Source organism: Thiobacillus sp., from assembly GCF_030696885.1.
In the GTDB taxonomy this organism is placed as follows: Bacteria; Pseudomonadota; Gammaproteobacteria; order Burkholderiales; family Thiobacillaceae; genus Thiobacillus.
The window spans coordinates 1-18,948 of record NZ_JAUYRI010000024.1; the positions used below are offsets into that span (position 1 = coordinate 1).

Here is an 18,948-nt window from a genome sequence, read left to right on the forward strand (position 1 = left end):
TGGCCGGGGGTAGCCCGGCGGCTAGTCACTTTCTTTTGCTTCGCCAAAAGAAAGTGACCAAAGAAAAGGCGACCCCGCTCATCCCCGAAACCCCGGAAATCGAGCCTGCCGGGCGGGCGGCAAAGAACTCGCCCCGCTTAAGTTGATTTTCGAAGGTGTGCGGGGCTCAGACACCTTTGCCGCTGATCCGCCCGGCAGGCTCAATTTCCGGCGGGACTGAGAGGGGCGGCAAGTCAAAACCAGGTCGGTGATGACGGGGCGGCTTGTGTGCTTGTGGACCCCCACTGCGAAGCCTTCGATCTGGTTCGCGACGGTGCTCGTCGCCAAACTGATTTTGACTTTCTTCCCCTTACAGACCCGCCGAAGATCAAGTGCGTCGGGTGGATCAGCGGCAAAGGTGTTTGAGCCCCGCCCTCAAGAAAAAAATCAACACAACAAGGCGGGGCGAGTTCTTTGCCGCCCACCCGACGCGCTTGATCTTCGGGAATTCGGGACTGTCGGGGTCGCCTTTTCTTTGGTTACTTTCTTTTGGCGAGACAAAAGAAAGTGACTAGCTGCCGGGCTACCCCCGGCCAACGGACAGTAGTCCGGCGAAAGCACTAACTACACAGCCGTGCTCCGCGCCAATCCAAAGACTGGATTGCTTCGTCGCTACGCGCCGCGCAATGATGGCGAACCCCTTACGCATACCCCCCATACCGGTGCATCGGCGTCAACACAATATCCTCGTGATAGTGATGATGCAGCGCATCCAGCAGCCGGGCGTGAATCCCGCCGAACCCCCCGTTGCTCATCATCAACACGTGATCCCCAGGGCGGGCATCCGCCACCAGCTGGCTCACCAGCTGATCGAGATCGTCGAACACGCGTGCCTTGGTACCCAACGGCGCCAGCGCTTCGGCTGCATCCCAGCCGAGATTGGCGCCGTAGCAGTACACCTGATCGGCAGCGGCGAGGCTCGTGGGCAGCGCGGCTTTCATGACACCGAGCTTCATGGTGTTGGAACGCGGTTCCAGCACGGCGAGGATGCGCGCGCGGCCCACCTTCGCCCGCAGGCCTTCGACGGTGGTGGTGATCGCAGTGGGGTGATGGGCGAAGTCGTCGTAGACGGTGATGCCATGCACGGCGCCGCGGACTTCCATGCGGCGCTTGACGTTTTCGAAACGGCTCAAGGCGTCGATCGCGGTGGCGGCGGGGACGCCGGCGTGGCGTGCGGCAGCGATCGAGGCGAGTGCGTTGAGGCGATTGTGCTCGCCGATCAGCCCCCATTTCACGCGGCCTTGCAGGGCGCCGTCAAAGAAGACGTCAAAGTGGCCGTGGGCATCGACTTCGCCGGCACTCCAGCCAGCCGTGCTGTCAGTACCGAAGCGTTCCACTGGCGTCCACAGGCCGCGCTCGAACACGCGCTCGAGGTTGACGTCGCCGCCGTTGGAGACGATGAGGCCGTTGCCGGGGACGGTGCGCACCAGGTGGTGGAACTGGGTCTCGATCGCGGCGAGGTCGGCAAAGATGTCGGCGTGGTCGTATTCGAGGTTGTTGAGGATGACGGTGCGCGGGTGGTAGTGGACAAACTTGGAGCGCTTGTCGAAGAACGCGGTGTCGTATTCGTCGGCCTCAATCACGAAGAATGGGCTGTCGGTGAGGCGTGCCGACATGCCGAAGTTTTGCGGAATGCCGCCGATCAGGAAGCCCGGGCGCATGCGCGCGTCGTCGAGGATCCAGGCCAGCATCGCCGAGGTGGTGGTCTTGCCGTGGGTGCCGGCCACTGCGAGCACCCATTTGTCGTGCAGCACGTTGTCGGCCAGCCACTGGGGACCGGAGGTGTAGGCGAGCCCGCGCTCAAGGATGGCCTCGACCAGCGGGTTGCCGCGGGTGACGACGTTGCCGACGACGAAGACGTCGGGCTTGAGATTGATCTGGCTGGCGTCCCAGCCTTCGGTCAGCTCGATGCCGAGCGCACGCAGCTGGTCGGACATCGGCGGATAGACATTGGCGTCGCAGCCGGTGACGGTGTGGCCCGCGTTGCGGGCGATGGCGGCAAGCCCGCCCATGAAGGTGCCGCAGATACCGAGGATGTGGAGGTGCATGATTTTTAGGGGCTAGGGGCTAGGGGCTAGGGGCTAGGGGCTAGGGGCTAGGGGCTAGGGGTCAGGGGTCATGCCCCACCCGGCAATTATCCCACGGCGGACGCACGGGCCTGCTGGATCAGGTGGGTGAGGAGCGCGCGCAGCTTGGCCGGGCGCAGCGGCTTGTGCAGCAGCGGAAAGCCGGCCTGGCTGATGCGCAGGATGGTGTCGGGCGCGGTGTCGCCGGTGACCACGATGGCGGGGATGTCGCGGCCGAATTGCCGGCGCAGCTGGAGGATCACTTCGATGCCGTCGATGTCGTCCGGCAGGCGGTAGTCGGACACGATGACGTCGGGCAGGCGACCGACGCTGGCGATCCACTGTTCGGCTTCGGCCGCGCTGTGCGCGGTGACGAGGTCGATGTTCCAGTTGTCGAACAGCTCGGCCATGCCGCGCAGGATCGCGCTTTCATCGTCGACCAGCAGCACCAGCGCGTCGCCGGGGATTTGCCCGGGCGGGGTTGCGGGTGCCGGCGGCTGGATCAGCGTGGCGTCGCCGCATGGCACGTCGATGCTGAACATGGAGCCGTGGCCGGGGCGCGAACGCAGATCGACACGGTGCCCGAGCAGACGGCCGAGGCGCGACACGATGGCGAGCCCGAGGCCGAGCCCCTTGCTGCGGTCACGCGCCGGGTTGTGGAGCTGGACGAATTCATGGAACACGCTTTCCTGCTGGTCGGGCGGGATGCCGCGTCCGGTGTCGACCACGCTCAGCCGCACCATGCGGCCGCGGCGGCGGCAGGCCACCAGCACGCCGCCGTCGTCGGTGTAGCGGATGGCGTTGGCGATCAGGTTGGCGAGGATGCGCTCGATCAGCAGCGGGTCGCTGTAGAGGGTGACCCGGCACGGGCGAAAGCGCAGCCGCAATAGTTTTTCAGCGGCCAGCGGGCTGAACTGGTGGTCGAGGTCGTCGAGGATTTTCTGCAGCGGGAAATGCACCGGGTGCGCCTCGATTGCGCCGGCGTCGAGCCGCGAAATGTCGAGCAGGGCGTTGAACAGCAACTCCATCGCCGCGGTCGAGGCCTCGATGTTGTCGATCAGGGTTTGCGTTTCGGGCTGCTGGTTGCGGGCCTTCAGCGCGGCCACGAACAGCGACAGTGCGTGTAGCGGCTGCCGCAGGTCGTGGCTGGCGGCGGCAAAGAAACGCGACTTGGCCTGGTTGGCACGCTCGGCCATGGTTTTTTTCGCCGCCAGGTCGGCAGTGGCCTCGCGGATGCGTTTTTCCAGTTCGCCGCGATGCGTCTGCAGCACTTCGGCGAGGCCGTTGACGCCGGTGGCGAGCGCACCGACCTCGCCCTGCGGCGGCAACTGCGTACGTGCCGTCAGGTCGTCGCACGCCAGCCGTCCCACCACCTGACCGACATGGCGCAGTTGGCCGGCCAGCCGATTCGACAAGCGCCAGGCCAGCGCACCGGTGAGCGCCAGCGCCACCAGCATCAGCAGCACGGCATGCAGCAGGGTGTCGCGCTTGAAGGCGCGCACCTGATCGAGCGAAACGCCGACATCTGCGTGGCCCAGCAATACGCCGACGGCGGCGCCGGGGTCGCCGGGCGGCGTGCCATCGGGGAGGACGGCGGGCAGGCGGATTTCGGCGCGCTGTTCAAAGTGGGTCTGCGGCAGGCTGGCGTGCAGGGTGTCGCCGGTGCTGGCGATCAGCTGTCCGCGCGGATCGACGATGCGGGTATAGGACAACTGGCTGGTTTCCATTTCGGTGCCGAGCAGTTCATACAGGCGCACGGTGTCGCCGCTCACCAGCGCATACGGCAGCGCATCAGCCAGATGGTGGGCTGCGTTGCGTGCGCGCGTCTGCAGCGCCGCTTCGGCGGCGGCGAGGCTTTGCGTGGTGAAATAGGCCACCATGCCGAATTCGGTCAGCAGGGCAGGCAGCAGCGCGATCACCAGGATGCGGCTGCGGATGCTGGAAAGCGACAGCCGGCTGGCCAGGGCACGCAGGGCGTTCACAGGCTCAGTTTTTTTGCATCAGCCGCTGGATTTGCAGCACGGCTTCGGTGCGGTTGGTGACGCCGAGCGCGCGGAAAATCGCAGCGATGTGGACCTTCACCGTGTTTTCCGACATCGACAGCATGCCGCCGATGGCCTTGTTGGCGCAGCCCTGCGCCAACAGTCGGGCCACATCGAGCTGGCGCGCGGTCAGCCCGCTGTCTTGCAGGGCCTCGAAACTGGCGGGCGCGGCAGAAAACAGGCCGGACGCTGGGTCTCCGAGGCAGGCCGGCACATAGATGTCGCCTGCCAGCACCTGGCGCAGCGCGGCCAGCATCATGGCTGTGGTGGCGGCCTTGGGAATGTAGCCGAGCGCGCCGGCTTCGAGCGCGCCGCGAATGTCCTGCGTTGCTTCGGACGCGGACAGCACCACCAGGGGGATGTCGGGAAAACGGTTGCGGTACTGCGCGATGCCCTGCGTGCCGACGAAGCCGGGCATGTTGAGGTCGACCACGGCCAGATCCAGATCGGGATGCAGGGCGGTCTGCGCGAACAGGCTGGGATAGTCATGGGCGTCGATGATTTCTACCGGCGGGTCCAGCTGCGACAACACCTGTCTCACCCCCTCGCGCATCAGCGGATGGTCGTCGGCGAGTAAGGTCTTCATGGGTGCGCTCCCTGCATGGCAGGGATTCTAGCGCTGCTTGTGGCTTGCGGGGGAGGGTTACTCGCCGCGCACCTTGCGCTGACCCTCGTCGATGGCGGACATCAGATAGCCGAAGTAGTAATCCGGGATCAGCAGGCCGACGACGGGTTCGCTCGCCGCGTTGCCCTGGGTGTCGAACACCATCACGGTGGGCACCATGAACACCTTGTGGGCGGCGGCAAACGCGCCCTCGGTGGTGAGCGTGCCGTCGAAGCCGGTCAGCGGCGCAGTCGAATTGATGGTGACTTCGCGGATGATCACGCGCGTACGGTAGGCCGGGTCTTTTTGCATCGGCACCAGGTACTCGCGCTTGACCTGTTCGCAATACGGGCAGCTCGGGGTGGTGAACAGCACCATGACGGGCACCTTGCGTTTGGCGGCATTGCGCGCGTCGGCCTGAAAATTCTTCGCGTGCACCAGCCCGCCTGCGGCGGCGGCCGGGCCGGCGAGCAGCATCCCGCATGCTAAAATCAGCGCCCGGGCTGCGAGCTGCCGCGCGAGGGGAAACCTTGCCGCAGGTGAAAGTGAATACGTCATGATGCTCAGTGTCGCGCCATCCATCGCCAAATCCAACAGTCCATTTTTACCTTTGCCATGCACACCCTGACCATCGCATCCCGTGAAAGTGCCCTTGCCATGTGGCAGGCAGAGCATATACGCGACCGTCTCGCCGCGCTGCATCCCAGCTGCACGGTCCGTATTCTGGGCATGACGACGCGCGGCGACCAGATCCTCGACGTGACGCTGTCCAAGATCGGCGGCAAGGGACTGTTCGTCAAGGAACTCGAAGTCGCGCTCGAGGCGGGCGAGGCCGACCTGGCGGTGCATTCGATGAAGGACGTGCCGATGGAATTGCCGCCCGGATTCGAGCTGGCGGTGATCGGCGAGCGCGAGGACCCGCGCGACGCCTTCGTGTCGAATCGCTACGCCCATCTGTCCGACCTGCCGCCCGGCGCAGTGGTCGGCACTTCCAGCCTGCGCCGTGAAGCGCAGTTGCGTGCACGTTACCCGCATCTGGCAGTGAAGCCCTTGCGCGGCAACGTCGGCACCCGGCTGAAAAAACTCGACGAGGGCCAGTTCGACGCCATTCTGCTCGCCGCCGCCGGGCTCAAGCGTCTCGGCCTCGGTGAGCGCATCAAAAGTTTGCTGAGTGTGGAAGACAGCATTCCCGCCGCCGGTCAGGGCGCGCTCGGCATCGAGATCATGAGCGGCAGCCGTGACGTGGCCGCCATGCTCAGCGCGCTCAACCACCCCGAAACCGCCGCCTGCGTGCGCGCCGAGCGACAGGTCAGTCGTGTGCTCGGCGGCAGCTGCCAGGTGCCGCTCGGCGCGCACGCGGTGCTGGAGAACGGTCGCCTGGTGCTGACCGGTTTCGTGGCGAATCCGGACGGCAGCGCCTACCTACACGATCGCGCCGAGGGCGACGCGGCCGACCCCGAGGCGGTCGGCCAGACGCTGGCCGACAAGCTGCTGGCGCAAGGCGCGCGCGCCATTCTCGACGCCCTGCCTGCATGACAGACGCGCTGGCCGGACGCACCGTGCTGGTGACGCGGCCGGCGCACCAGTCGGCCGCGCTGGTGCAGGCAATCGAGGCAGCGGGCGGCCACGCTTACACGTTTCCGGCGCTGGCCATCGAAGCGGTGCCGGTGACCGACCTGAGTGTCTCGCTGGCGCAGCTGCGCGAAGCCGATCGGGTGATTTTCATCAGTCCCAATGCCGCGCAGTTCGGCATGGCGGCGATCCGCGCGGCCGGCGGGCTGCCGCCTGTGGCCGAGGTGTATGCGGTGGGGCCGGGCACCGCACGCGCGCTGCACGAACAGGGCGTCAACGAGGTCGTGGTCCCGCCCGGCCAGGACACTGAAGCACTGCTGGCCTTGCCGCACTTGCAACAGGTCGCGGGCCGGCGGGTGGTGATCGTGCGCGGCGTCGGCGGCCGCGCCCTGCTGGCCGAGACGCTGGCCGCGCGTGGCGCGCAGGTGCACTTCCTGGAATGCTACCGGCGCCTGCGGCCGCAGGCGAATGCCGCACCGCTGCTGGCATGCTGGCAGGCGGGCGGCATCGACGCGGTGACCGTCGCCAGCGCGGAAACCCTGCAAAATCTGGCCGCCCTGCTGGGCGAAGCGGGCGTGCCGCTGCTGAGGCATACTCCGCTATTCGCGCCGCATGAGAAAATTGCCGACGCCGCGCGCCAGTTCGGTGTCGCCCATGCCGTTGCCACGGCGGGCGGCGATGCCGGTCTGGTGGCTGGCCTGCTCAACTGGTTCAGGAACAACCGATGACCGATACGCCCGACACGCCCGTTTCGCAACCCGTCGTCCCGCCCGCCGCCGCACCGGCGCAGACCGCTGGGCATTCTGCGTCCTCGCCGCTGGCGCTCGTCGCGCTGCTGATCGCCGCGCTGGCGATGGTGGCCGCAGTCTGGTCATGGGTCGACAGCCACGAACGCATCCGTGACCTGAAAACCGAACTCGGGCGCAAGCTTGCCGAAACCGGCCAGGACTCGAGCGAAACCCGTTTGCTGGCACGCAATGCCGACGATGCGATGCGGCAGGCCACCGAGAAACTTGCCCATCTCGAGTCGCAGATCGCCAGTTCGCAGCAGCAGCAGCTTTCGATCGAGGCGCTCTACAAGGAATTGTCGCAGGGCCGTGACCAGTGGGCGCTGGCCGAAATCGAACAGGTGCTGCTGACAGCAGCCCAACAACTGCAGCTGGCCGGCAACGTGAAGGCCGCGATCATCGCGCTGGAAGGCGCCGATACCCGTCTGCAGCGGCTGGACAAGCCGCAGTTCACCAGCCTGCGCCGCGCGATCGCGGCCGATCTCGCCAAGCTGCGCGCAGTGCCCTCGCTCGACGAAGTGGGTGTGACCGCACGCATCGAAGCGCTGGCGGAACGCGCTGCGGGCTGGCCGCTGGCGAGCGCGCAGGGCTCCGAAGCGCCGTTGGCGCCGCACACCGGCAACCGCGCCAGCGGCATCGGCCAGGAGTTGTGGGCCGAGCTGAAACGTTTGGTCCAGATCCGTCGCATCGAAGGCAACGAGGCGGTGCTGCTGCCACCCGACCAGGCCTACTTCCTGCGCGAGAACCTGCGCCTGCGCCTGCTGTCCGCGCGGCTGACGCTGCTGGCGCAGGATCAGGCGGCATTCCGGGCTGATCTGCGCGCGGTGTCGGAGATGCTGACCCGCTACTTCAATACGCGCGATGCCGGCGTGGCCGCCGCGCTCAAGGAAATCGACCGCCTGAGCGGCCTGCAGGTCGCGCGCGAGCTGCCCGGCATCGAAACCAGCCTGGCGGCACTCGAAGCGTCGAGAGGGGATCGCTGATGCGCTGGCTGGTTTCCCTGCTGATCGTTGCGGTGCTGGCCATTGCGCTGGCGATGGCCGGCCGCTATGACCCCGGCTACGTGGTGCTGGTGTACCCGCCGTGGCGCATGGAAATCTCCTTTATCAGTTTCATGCTGTTGCTGGTCGGCCTGGTGGTGGGCGGCATCGTACTGCTGCGGCTGGCGTTGCTGACACTCAACCTGCCCAGCATCGTGCGCGCGCAGCGCGAGCGCCGCGCCGCCCGCAAGCGCGACGAGAATTTTGTCGGTGGCCTGCTGGCCTATACCGAATACCGCTATCAGGATGCCGAACAGTCGCTCGGCCAGTGGCAGGGCGACGATTCCCGCCTGGCGGTGGCGCGCGTGCTGGCCGCGCGTGCTGCGCAGGAAATGCGCGCCACGCCGCAGCGCGAGCGTCATCTCAAGGAGGCGACCGAACACGGCGCCGAACTGGCCGCGCAGCTGTTCGAGGCGGAGACGCGGCTCGACGCCAAGGAGGCGAGCGCCGCGCTGGTGGCGATCAGCCGCGCCAAGGAAATTGCGCCGCAGCACACGACTTTGCTGCGCCTCGAACTCAAGGCGCGCCAGATGACCGGGCAGTGGGACGAGGTCGATCGCCTGCTCGATGCGCTGATGCGCGCCAACGCGCTCGAGCCCGGCATCGCCTTGCAATACCGCCGTATGGCCTATGCTGAAAACCTGAAGCGGCGTGCCGATGACGATCGCGGCCTGCTGGAATACTGGAAAAAAGTGCCGACCAACTACAAGGTCGACCCTTGGGTGGCGCGTGCTGCGGCCCGTGCCTTCATCCAGCGCGGCGGCCATGACACCGCGCTCGATGTGCTGGAGGCCGCGCTCAACCATGAGTGGCACGAGAACCTGGTGCTGTTGTATGGCGAGGTGGGCGGCAGCGGGCCGACCCGTCAGATCGAGCAGGCCGAGAAATGGCTGCGGGCGCGTCCGCGCGATGCCCATCTGCTGCTGGCGCTGGCGCAGCTGTGCAGCGTGCAGCAGCTGTGGGGCAAGGCGCAAAGCTATCTGGAAGCCAGCCTCGCCATTGCGCCGAGTGCCGAGGGCCATATCCGCATGGCCGAGCTGAAGACGCAGAACAATCAGCCGGGCGAAGCCAGCCTGCATTACCAGAAAGCCTTGGCCCTGTGCCGCGCCGGCTAGGGTCGGTGGGTTGCAGGTGGCGTCGAAGCCACCGCGCGTGGTGTCAAATCAATCCGGATTCGTGGAGGTGTCGTGATGCATGACCGTTTTCTTGCCACAGTCGGTTTGGTGCTGGCTACGCTGTTGCTGCCCGTTCCCGCCGCTTCGGCCGCCACGGCTGCACCCAAGGCGCAGACCACGGCGCAGACCACGGCGCAGTCCAGCGTCTACAAGATGAAGCTCAAGCCGGGCGTCAGCCTGAGCGAGGCCGCCGATTCGATGCGCCTGCGCGCCAATGCGCTGAACCTGCAGCTGGTGGCCGAATTGCCGATGTCGCAGCAGGTGGAAGCCGTGACCGGCAAGCCGCAGCGCACCATCATCATTTTCCAGTTTTGTGATGCGGTCCTGGCCCGGGACCTGATCGAGGTGAACATGGATTTCTCGATTTACATGCCGTGCCGCATTGCGCTGATCGAGGACGCGAGCGGCCAGGGCTGGCTGGTGATGATGGACGTGAGCATCGATGCGGTGGCGCAGGAAAAGCGCCTGCCGCCCGCACTGAAGGAACGCATCACGGCCGTGCGCAATGCGCTGATCAACATCATGCAGGCGGGTGCCCGCGGCGACCTGTAGAACCGCCCTCAGGCGGCCGGGGTGATCTCCGCATCCGCCGCGTAGACGAAGGCATCGGCAAAGAATTCGTCCTCCGGCAGGCTGCGGGTCTTCACGAAGCTGTCGCGCGCGCTTTCGATCATCGCCGGCGCGCCGCAGGCATACACCTGATAACCGGACAGGTCGGCGAAATCGGCGAGTACCGCCTCGTGCACGAAGCCGGTGCGGCCCTGACAGGCGTCACCCGGCTCGGGATTTGACAACACCGGAATGAAGCTGAAGTTGGGCTGCTCGGCCAGCCACTGCTGCGGCAGTTCGGCCATGTACAGATCCTTCAGCGAACGCACCCCCCAGTACAGCACCAGTTCGCGGTCGGTGTGCTCGGCAAAGGCGTGCTCCAGCATGCCCTTGATTGGCGCAAAGCCGGTGCCGCCGGCGATGAAGAGCATCGGCTTGTCAGAGTCCTCGCGGATGAAGAAGCTGCCCAGCGGCCCTTTCAGGCGCAGGATGTCGCGTTCCTTCATGCTGGAAAACACCTGATCGGTGAAGAGACCGCCCGGCACGTGGCGGATGTGCAGCTCCAGCAGCGCGTCGTCATGCGGCGGGTTGGCGAGCGAATAGCTGCGTGACTTGCCGTCTTTCAGCTGGAAATCGATGTATTGCCCGGCGAGGTATTGCAGCCGCTCGTTGGCCGGCAACTTGACCTTCATCACCATCACGTCGTCGGCCCGCTTTTCCAGCTTTTCCACCCGGCATGGCAGCGTCTTCACCACGATGTCACGGGCGGCGCCGATTTCCTTGGCTTCGATGACCATGTCGCTCAAGGGCCGGGCGCGGCAGAACAGCGCGCGGCCCTGCGCCTTCTCCTCGTCCTTCAGCGCGTTGGGCGAATGCGTGCCATAGTCGAGCTGGCCGGACACCACGCGGCCCTTGCAGGCACCGCAGGCGCCGTTGCGGCAGCCATAGGGCAAGGCAAAGCCTTCGCGCAGCGCGGCCTCGAGGATGGTTTCATCGTCGTCGACGTTGAACTGGTGCCCGCTGGGCTGAATGGTGACCTGATACGGCATGATGTGGGCTTAAAATGCGACAAAACGGTGGATTATCGCCCGAGCGGGCGGGGTTTTCACCTTGGCAAGGACAAGGTTACAGGCGGACGCATGAAAACGATCTTGATCGTGGGGTTTGGTGATGTCGCACAACGGCTGGTGAAGCACTACGCCGGCCAGGCCGCATTCATCGGTCTGACGCGGCGGCCCGAGCGCGCCGCCGAGCTGCGCGCGCTCGGGGTGACGCCTTATGTCGGCGATCTCGATGTGCCGGCGACGCTCAAGCGCCTGCCGCGCGTCGACGGCGTCTTCCACTTTGCGCCGCCGCCGAACGCCGGCACGACCGATCCGCGCACCGCGCACCTGCTGCATGCGCTGGGACGGCGCAAACCCGGTGCGCTGGTCTACATCAGCACCAGCGGCGTCTATGGCGACTGCGGCGGCCACTGGGTTGCCGAGACGCGCCCGGTGGCGCCGGTAAACGGGCGCGCGGTGCGGCGCGTGGATGCCGAGCGCCAGTTGCGTGCGTGGGGCGAAGCGCAGGGCGTGCAGGTCAGCATCCTGCGTGCGCCGGGCATTTACGCCGGCGACCGGCTGCCGCTCGAGCGCATCAGGCGCGGCACCCCGGCGCTGGTGGCCAAGGACGACAGCTACACCAATCACATTCATGCCGACGATCTGGCGCGGCTGGCCTGGGCCGCGCTGTTCCGCGGCCGTTCGCAGCGCATCTACCATGCGGTCGACGCACATCCGCTGAAAATGGGCGACTGGTTCGACAGCTGCGCCGATGCCTTCGACCTGCCGCGTCCGCCGCGGGTCAAGCGCGCCGAAGCGGAAAAAGTCCTGTCGGAAGCCCTGCTGTCGTTTCTGCGCGAGTCGCGCCAGCTGTCGAACGCGCGCACCACGCGCGAACTGCGGCTGAAATACCGCTATCCGACCTCCGACGACCTGCTGCGCGAAATCCGTCAGGCACGCGGGCAGATGGCGCTGTTTTGAGAGGATGGGCCGTCGCGCTAACGCAGCCGGTCGTCGTGTTCGCGCTTGAATTCGCCATTAATCGTAGTGGGCGTCACGTTTGCCCCCTCTCTCCTCGAGGGAGAGGGTTGGGGAGAGGGGGGAGTGTCGTCGTTGGCCGGCCGTAGCGGGTCGACCTTGCGCCGGCCCCAGGTACCCGGCACCAGCAGCAGCCCGAGCGCAATCGCATCGCTGATGAAGCCGGGAAAAATCAGCAGTCCGCCGGCGATCAGCATGCGTCCGCTGGCAAAGACCGACGCCAGCGGATGGGCGCCCGACTGAATCGAAAACAGCAGCCGCGCGCCCCAGGCGACGCGCTCGACACGGATCAGCATGACCCCGGCCACGGCGGCGAGCAGCAGCCACAGCAGCACCCAGCCGCCGATGGCGTCGGCCATCCAGAAAATGCCGACCGCTTCCAGAACGGGAAACGACAGCAGCAGTAGCACAATCCAACCAAAGCGCATGACATGGAACCTTTGTTAGTCTTGACGAATTTACCCGATCTCGCGCGCGCCGAGAAACTGGCGCACGCACTGATCGAGAGCCGGGCGGCGGCGTGCGTGAACGTTTTGGCGCCCTGCCGCTCCATTTATCGCTGGCAAGGTGCGGTGGAGACAGCGACGGAGATCCCGCTGCTGATCAAAACCACCCGCGCCGCCTACCCGCAGGTTGAAGAAATCGTTCGCGTGCAGCATCCTTACGCCGTACCTGAATTGATCGCAATACCGATAACACATGGATTACCCGCCTATCTCGACTGGCTGGCCACGGAGACTCAAAAGCATGACTAAAACCAGATGGGTACGTTTGTTCGGCGCATTGTCCGCACTTTGGGGCGCGCTGATCCTCTTTCCAGGGGCCCACGCCGAAGAATTTCTCGACCCCGACATCGCCTTCAAGTTCTCGGCGCGCGCACTTGATGCGAATACGCTGGAAGCGCGCTGGCAGATTGCCGACGGCTACTACATGTACCGCGACAAGTTCAAGTTTTCGGTCGAGGGCGCGTCCTTGGGTGCGCCGCGGATGCCGGCCAGCAAGACGAAAGAGGACGAATTCTTCGGCAAGGTCGAGACCTACAGCAAGGATGTGCGCATCGCGCTGCCGATCCAGCGTGACGCGAACACCGCCAGCGTCACGCTGAAGACGGTTTCGCAGGGTTGCGCTGACGCCGGCCTGTGCTACACCCCGCAGGAAACCAGCGTGTCGATCAAGCTGCCCGCGCTGCTGGCCGCGGTCACCGCGACGACGCCCGCAACCGCTGCGCCGGCCCCTGCTACGCCGGTCAGCGCGCTGGACAGTCTGCGCAGCCTGGGCGGCGATCTCGACATGCCCAAGCTGCTGCCGCCGGATGAGGCCTTTCTGGTCGATGCGGCGATGCCGGATGCACAGACGGTGCGCGTCAATTTCACGCTGACGCCTGATACCTATCTGTATCGCGACAAGCTCGCCTTCGTCGTCAAGTCGCCAGCCGATGTGAAGGTGACCGGCGTCGATCTGCCAGCCGGCGACGTCAAGGACGACCCGACTTTCGGCCGCACCGAGGTCTATCACCAGAACGTTTCGGCCCGCGTGAGCCTGTCGCGCGCGCTGGCCGCGGGCGAACAGCTGGTGCTCGATACGGCCTGGCAGGGTTGCAACGAAGTGGTCGGCGTCTGCTACCCGCCGAACGCACGGGCTTTCGCGCTCAATCCGGACGGCAGCGCGGCCACCGTGGCCACGGCCGCTGCGGCGGAGGCGCCTACCGAACCCGTCGTCAACGAATCAGACACCTCGCGCATCGAGCGCGTGCTCGCGGGCGGCAGCTACTGGCCGGTGATCCTGACCTTCTTCGGCCTCGGCCTCTTGCTGGCGCTGACGCCCTGCGTGTTCCCGATGATCCCGATCCTGTCGGGCATCATCGCCGGCCAGAAGAAGGACCTGACCAAGATGAGCGGCTTCCTGCTGTCGCTTGCCTACGTGCTCGGCATGGCGATCACCTATGCGATCGCCGGCGTGGCGGCAGCGCTGTCCGGCACTTTGCTGTCGAACGCGCTGCAGAATCCGGTCGCACTCGGTATCGGCGCCGGCATTTTCGTGCTGCTGGCGATGTCGATGTTCGGCTTCTTCGAAATCCAGTTGCCCAGCTTCATCCAGAGCAAGTTCTCCGATGCCTCGAACAAGATGAAGGGCGGCAATTTCATCGGCGTGTTCTTCATGGGCGCGCTGTCCGCCGTGATCCTCGGCCCGTGCGTGGCGCCGCCCTTGGCCGCCGCGCTCGCCTTCATCGCGCAGACCGGCAATACCGTACTGGGTGGCCTGGCGCTGTTCGTGCTCGCGCTCGGCATGGGTGTGCCGCTGCTGCTAGTAGGGCTGTCGGCGGGTGCGCTGCTGCCCAAGGCGGGCGGCTGGATGAACGCGGTGAAGTACTTCTTCGGCGTGATGATGCTGGCGATCGCGATCTACCTGATCTCGCCGGTTATCCCGGGCTGGGTCAGCATGTTGCTGTGGGCGATGCTGCTGATCGGATCCGCCATCTACCTGCATGCGCTCGATCCGCTGCCGCCGCACGCGACTGGCTGGTCGCGGCTGTGGAAGGGGCTCGGCGTGGTGCTGCTGATCGGCGGCCTGGCGATCCTGCTCGGCATGCTGGCGGGCAGCCGCAACCTGCTGCAGCCGCTCGACGTCTTCAAGGGCGGCACCGGCGGCATGGCAATGGCGGCTGAGCAGAAGGGCCTCGCGTTCGAGAAGGTCAAGGACGTGACCGAGCTCGACGCGCGCCTGGCCCAGGCCAAGACCGACGGCAAGGCCGTCATGCTCGACTTCTATGCCGACTGGTGCGTGGCGTGCAAGGAGCTGGAAGCCTTCACGTTCACTGACGCGCGGGTGCAGGCGCGGCTCGCCGACGTGGTGCTGCTGAAGGCCGACGTCACCGCCAATAGCGAGGCCGACAAGGCGCTGTTGAAGCGCTTCAGCCTGTTTGGCCCGCCCGGACTGATCTTCTGGACCGCCGCTGGCGAGCAGTCGGGCTACAAGGTGATCGGGTTCGAGAAGGCCGACAAGTTTCTGGCGAGCATCGATTCGGCGCTCGGCAAGTAAGCCATCGTAGTCGACGAAGCCCCTGCACGCACAAGCGCGCAGGGGCTTCGTCGTTTCTGAACTTAAGTCTGCGGTTGGCGGCGCAGTACCGTAATCGCGTCCATCAGCGGCGTGACGATGGGCTCGATCTTGCGCCGCATCAGCGAGCCAATCGCGGTGGTCTTGAGGAAGATCGGGCGCACCGTCTCGGCGTCCACCGCGGCCAGCGTATCGAGCGCGTCGCAGTCCTGCTTGAACTGCGGCGCGTCGTCGAGCAGCGACTGACGCGCCGCGCTGCGAGCGTCGTCGTCCACCTGCCGCAACAGCGCGCACCAGTTGGCCAGCGCATTGAGCGTGTGGTTGACCACTTCCTGGTTTTCGGGCCGATCGAGGATGGTCGCCGTGGTGGCGATGAAGGTCTGCCCCTGCCCCGACAGCACTTTCTCCAGCATCGCGCTGTAGGGATTGTCGGCCAGCGGCGGCACGCTGGCGTGGTCGCTGCGCGGTGTCCGCGGATTGGGCAGGCTATCCGGCTGCAATTCGAGAAAGGCGACGTAATACGAGTTTCGGCTATTGCCGCGTTTCCAGATCGCCAGCCGCTCGGCGTCGGTTAGCACGCCCGAGTACAGCATCACCGCGACAGTATCGAGAATGCCGACGTCGTCCTCGTGCAGAAAGGCGAGGTGATCGACCAGGAACTCGGCCAGCGTGCGGCCCATGCTGCCCTGGCACACGACGTCGCGCATCAGCATCAGTCGCGCGTTTTCGATCGTCGGCATGCACCACCAGGCGTAGCGCGCCAGTTCGTCGGTGAGCGCGGGCGAGTGCACCACCGCGACCACCGCTTCCTCTTCGGCGATCAACAGCAGCTGCGCCAGATGCTGGGTCGACAGCCCGGCCTGCGATTGTCGCGTCCAGCGTGTCAGGTGCACCGGATAGCCACCAGGCGAACCGAGCGCGTGGCCGGACAGCATTTCGCGCACCCGCTTCAGGTAGCGATCGGCGCGCTCAGTGGGCTTTAACGGCACGCTCGCCTCGCCCTGCGGCGTCAGTGCCCACAGCGTCATGTTCGATTCGTCGATGCGGACGGCCTTGAGCTCGGTGTTGAAGAGGACGTTGAGGCGCAGTTCGTCCTCAGGGGACAACTCGTCGTTCATAAGGCCTTGAACACCTCGCGGGCGGCGGCGACCGTGGCGTCGATGTCGGCGTCGGAGTGCGCGGCCGAGACGAAGCCGGCTTCGAACGCCGATGGCGCGAGGTAAATGCCGTGGTCGAGCATGGCGTGGAAGAAGCGGTTGAATTTCTCCTTGTCGCCCTGCATCACTTCGGCAAAGCTCGTCGGCGGCTTGGCTGCGAAATAGAGGCCGAACATACCGCCGACCGAGTCGGCGCAGAAAGTGACGCCGGCCTCCTGTGCGGCAGCATTCAGGCCATTGACCAGCCGCTCGGTGCGGGCGGTGAGCGCCGCATGGAATCCGGGCTCGGAAATCGCGGCGAGCGTGGCGAGCCCCGCGGCCACTGCGACCGGATTGCCCGACAGCGTGCCGGCCTGGTACACCGGGCCGTTCGGCGCCAGCGCGTCCATCACGTCGGCGCGGCCGCCGAAGGCGCCGACCGGCATGCCGCCGCCGATCACCTTGCCGAGCGTGGTCAGGTCGGGCTTGATGCCGAGCAGCTTTTGCGCGCAGCCGAGGTCGACGCGGAAGCCGGTCATCACTTCGTCGAAGATCAGCAGTGCGCCGTGCGCATCGCACAGGCGGCGCATCGCGGCCATGAACTCGGCGGTTGGCTTGACCAGGTTCATGTTGCCGGCGAAGGGCTCGACGATGATGCAGGCGATCTCGCTGCCGATTTCGGCGAAGGTGCGCTCCAACCCGGCGACATCGTTGTAGTCGAGCACGATCGTTTGCGCCGCGACTTCGGGCGGCACGCCGGCCGAAGTCGGGTTGCCGAAAGTGAGCGCGCCGGAGCCGGCCTTCACCAGCAGGAAGTCGGCGTGGCCGTGGTAGCAGCCCTCGAACTTGATGAACTTGCTGCGTCCCGTAAAGCCTCGGGCGAGGCGGATCGCGCTCATCGTCGCCTCGGTGCCGGATGAGACGAGCCGGACTTTCTCGATGCTCGGCACCAGTTCGATGATGCGCCGCGCGATGGTCAGTTCGGCTTCGCTGGGCGCACCGAACGACAGGCCGTTGGCGGCGGCGTCCTGCACCGCCTTCACCGTGCCGGGGTGGGCGTGACCGAGGATGGCGGGGCCCCATGAGCCGACGTAGTCGATGTACTCACGGCTGTCAGCGTCCCACACGCGCGAGCCCTTGGCGCGGCTGAAAAACACCGGGGTGCCGCCGACGCTCTTGAAGGCGCGCACCGGCGAATTCACGCCGCCGGGGATGACGTGCTGCGATTGTTCGAAGAGGTGTTCGTTGCGGGTCATTGTTCGGATTCCGTCTCAAATAGTTGATTCAGGGCGCGCGCGGCGGCGCGGATATCGGATGCATCGAACAGCGCCGACAGCACGGCCAGGCTGTCGGCGCCGGCATCGAGCAGCGGCGGTGCATTGGCGGGCGTGATGCCGCCGATGGCGACGATCGGCAGCCGCAACGCACGGGCCGCTTCGTGTAGCAGGGTGACTTCGGCACGCGCCGCGGCCGGCTTGGTCGGCGACGGGAAAAAACTGCCGAAGGCGACATAATCGGCGCCTGCGGCCTGCGCGGCCTGTGCCAGCGCCAGTTCCTGGTAGCACGAGGCGCCGATGATTTTTCCTTTGCCGAGAATGATGCGCGCCTCGCGCACGCTACCGTCGTCGCGGCCCAGGTGCACGCCGTCGGCGTCACACAGGTCGGCCAGCCGCAGGTCGTCGTTGACGATCAGCGGCACGCCGAATTGGCGGCACAGCATGACAAGTTCGCTCGCCTGTTCGTGGCGACGTGCGACATCGCCCGACTTGTTGCGGTACTGCACCGCGGCAACGCCGCCCGTCAATGCCACTTCGACCTGCGTCAGCAGATGTTCGGTATCGGTCGTTTCGGGGGTGATGGCGTAGAGGCCACCCGGGAAATCAGGCATGGTGGAAATCCGGTAGGGCGGAAATTCAAATAAAGGGAAATTCAGGGCCCGCGTTTACGCGTTTCCCTCGGTCTGGGTGCCCTGTGCCCAGAAAAAACGTTCCGGGATGTACTGCCCCATGCCGGGCCGGAATGCGGCCTTGAGCGTTTCGTAGGTGAAGTTCTGCGCTTCCCGCACCGCAGCCGGCATGTCCTGGCCATAGGCCAGTGCGGCGGCAATCGACGAGGCCAGGGTGCAGCCCGAGCCGTGGTAGCTGCCGGGCAGGCGGTCCCAGGCATCGGTCTGCACATGGCCATTGGCGTCGTACAGGCTGTTCAGCACACGCGGGGTGTTTTCATGGGTACCGGTGATCAGCACGTATTCGCAACCGAGGTCGGTCAGATGCCGGGCACAGGCGGCCAGGTCCATGTCGTCCTCGTCCGACTCGAACAGCGCCAGCCGCCGCGCTTCGTGGCTGTTGGGCGTGAGAATGCTGGTCTGCGGGATCAGCAGGTCGCGCATGGCGGAGATCATGTCCTCGGTGGCGAGTTCGTCACCGCGGCCGGAGGCCAGCACCGGATCGAGGATGACCGGGATATCGGGGTAGTCGGCGAGGATTTCGGCAATGACCGCGATCGACTCCGGACTGCCCAGCATGCCCAGCTTGAACGCGGCGACCGGCACGTCTTCCAGCAGCATGCGCGCCTGGTCGCCCACCCATTCGGCGTCGATCACCAGGATTTCCTCGACGCCGGCGGTGTCCTGCACGGTGATCGCGGTGATCACCGACAGCGGATGACACCCCATGCTGGCGAGCGTCAGCAGGTCGGCCTGTATGCCGGCGCCACCGGTCGGGTCAGACGCGGCGAAGCTGAGCACCAGCGGCGGCGTGGGTTGGGGGGTGAAGATAGGCGGCATGGCGTCACTGCTTT

The 18,948-nt window shown here is 66.0% G+C and carries 18 protein-coding genes; 8 read left to right on the forward strand and 10 right to left on the reverse strand.

The window, feature by feature from the left end; translation table 11 throughout:
- Nucleotides 1–680: 680 nt before the first annotated feature.
- The 4 genes from mpl to Q8R61_RS11160 all read right to left on the reverse strand — a co-directional run bounded on the left by mpl (nt 681) and on the right by Q8R61_RS11160 (nt 5,228).
- Nucleotides 681–2,087 (reverse strand): UDP-N-acetylmuramate:L-alanyl-gamma-D-glutamyl-meso-diaminopimelate ligase, encoded by a 1,407-nt coding sequence (gene mpl / locus Q8R61_RS11145; RefSeq protein WP_305537203.1) that lies wholly within the window; start codon nt 2,085–2,087, stop codon nt 681–683.
- 86 nt (nt 2,088–2,173) lie between these two features.
- Nucleotides 2,174–4,087, reverse strand: a complete 1,914-nt coding sequence (locus tag Q8R61_RS11150) for an ATP-binding protein (protein WP_305537205.1) — start codon at nt 4,085–4,087, stop codon at nt 2,174–2,176.
- Nucleotides 4,088–4,091: 4 nt separating this feature from the next.
- A complete protein-coding gene (locus Q8R61_RS11155; protein WP_305537207.1) occupies nt 4,092–4,733 on the reverse strand; it encodes a response regulator transcription factor in 642 nt (213 codons plus the stop codon).
- Between the two features lie 57 nt (nt 4,734–4,790).
- The gene (locus Q8R61_RS11160; protein WP_305537209.1) at nt 4,791–5,228 is read right to left on the reverse strand and encodes a thioredoxin family protein; all 438 of its coding nucleotides are present in this window, start codon (nt 5,226–5,228) and stop codon (nt 4,791–4,793) included.
- 138 nt (nt 5,229–5,366) lie between these two features.
- Between Q8R61_RS11160 and hemC the strand changes: the two genes are divergently transcribed.
- From hemC to Q8R61_RS11185, 5 genes are all read left to right on the forward strand, one after another.
- Entirely contained in the window at nt 5,367–6,287 is a 921-nt protein-coding gene (gene hemC, locus Q8R61_RS11165) for a hydroxymethylbilane synthase (RefSeq protein ID WP_305537211.1), read from the forward strand.
- Nucleotides 6,284–7,051, forward strand: coding sequence for a uroporphyrinogen-III synthase (locus Q8R61_RS11170; protein WP_305537213.1), 768 nt, complete (start codon nt 6,284–6,286; stop codon nt 7,049–7,051). The genes hemC and Q8R61_RS11170 overlap by 4 nt, the downstream gene beginning before the upstream one ends.
- Nucleotides 7,048–8,094, forward strand: a complete 1,047-nt coding sequence (locus tag Q8R61_RS11175) for a uroporphyrinogen-III C-methyltransferase (protein WP_305537215.1) — start codon at nt 7,048–7,050, stop codon at nt 8,092–8,094. Before Q8R61_RS11170 ends, Q8R61_RS11175 begins: the two co-directional genes overlap by 4 nt.
- A complete protein-coding gene (locus Q8R61_RS11180) occupies nt 8,094–9,266 on the forward strand; it encodes a heme biosynthesis HemY N-terminal domain-containing protein (protein ID WP_305537217.1) in 1,173 nt (390 codons plus the stop codon). Before Q8R61_RS11175 ends, Q8R61_RS11180 begins: the two co-directional genes overlap by 1 nt.
- A gap of 75 nt (nt 9,267–9,341) precedes the next feature.
- Nucleotides 9,342–9,878, forward strand: coding sequence for a DUF302 domain-containing protein (locus tag Q8R61_RS11185; protein ID WP_305537219.1), 537 nt, complete (start codon nt 9,342–9,344; stop codon nt 9,876–9,878).
- An 8-nt stretch (nt 9,879–9,886) separates the two neighbouring features.
- Here Q8R61_RS11185 and Q8R61_RS11190 read toward each other — a convergent pair whose 3' ends face one another.
- Nucleotides 9,887–10,924, reverse strand: coding sequence for a CDP-6-deoxy-delta-3,4-glucoseen reductase (locus Q8R61_RS11190; RefSeq protein WP_305537221.1), 1,038 nt, complete (start codon nt 10,922–10,924; stop codon nt 9,887–9,889).
- Nucleotides 10,925–11,014: 90 nt separating this feature from the next.
- Between Q8R61_RS11190 and Q8R61_RS11195 the strand changes: the two genes are divergently transcribed.
- Nucleotides 11,015–11,899 (forward strand): SDR family oxidoreductase, encoded by an 885-nt coding sequence (locus Q8R61_RS11195; RefSeq protein WP_305537223.1) that lies wholly within the window; start codon nt 11,015–11,017, stop codon nt 11,897–11,899.
- 17 nt (nt 11,900–11,916) lie between these two features.
- Here Q8R61_RS11195 and Q8R61_RS11200 read toward each other — a convergent pair whose 3' ends face one another.
- Nucleotides 11,917–12,384, reverse strand: a complete 468-nt coding sequence (locus Q8R61_RS11200; protein ID WP_305537225.1) for an FxsA family protein — start codon at nt 12,382–12,384, stop codon at nt 11,917–11,919.
- Between the two features lie 3 nt (nt 12,385–12,387).
- Here Q8R61_RS11200 and cutA point away from each other — a divergent pair, with 3 nt between their 5' ends.
- Nucleotides 12,388–12,711, forward strand: coding sequence for a divalent-cation tolerance protein CutA (gene cutA, locus Q8R61_RS11205; RefSeq protein ID WP_305537227.1), 324 nt, complete (start codon nt 12,388–12,390; stop codon nt 12,709–12,711).
- Nucleotides 12,704–14,995: a protein-disulfide reductase DsbD gene (gene dsbD / locus Q8R61_RS11210; RefSeq protein WP_305537229.1), complete on the forward strand. Its 2,292-nt coding sequence runs from the start codon at nt 12,704–12,706 to the stop codon at nt 14,993–14,995. The genes cutA and dsbD overlap by 8 nt, the downstream gene beginning before the upstream one ends.
- 62 nt (nt 14,996–15,057) lie before the next feature.
- Here the strand turns inward: dsbD and Q8R61_RS11215 are convergent, their stop codons facing one another.
- From Q8R61_RS11215 to Q8R61_RS11230, 4 genes are read right to left on the reverse strand one after another with little or no spacing between them, the layout of a single operon-like run.
- Nucleotides 15,058–16,131, reverse strand: coding sequence for a hypothetical protein (locus Q8R61_RS11215; protein WP_305537231.1), 1,074 nt, complete (start codon nt 16,129–16,131; stop codon nt 15,058–15,060).
- A complete protein-coding gene (hemL, locus tag Q8R61_RS11220) occupies nt 16,128–17,405 on the reverse strand; it encodes a glutamate-1-semialdehyde 2,1-aminomutase (RefSeq protein WP_305537233.1) in 1,278 nt (425 codons plus the stop codon). Before hemL ends, Q8R61_RS11215 begins: the two co-directional genes overlap by 4 nt.
- Nucleotides 17,402–18,037 (reverse strand): thiamine phosphate synthase, encoded by a 636-nt coding sequence (thiE, locus tag Q8R61_RS11225; RefSeq protein ID WP_305537235.1) that lies wholly within the window; start codon nt 18,035–18,037, stop codon nt 17,402–17,404. The genes hemL and thiE overlap by 4 nt, the downstream gene beginning before the upstream one ends.
- Before the next feature lie 54 nt (nt 18,038–18,091).
- On the reverse strand, nt 18,092–18,934 hold the full coding sequence (locus tag Q8R61_RS11230) for a hydroxymethylpyrimidine/phosphomethylpyrimidine kinase (protein ID WP_305537237.1): 843 nt from the start codon (nt 18,932–18,934) through the stop codon (nt 18,092–18,094).
- Nucleotides 18,935–18,948: the final 14 nt, after the last annotated feature.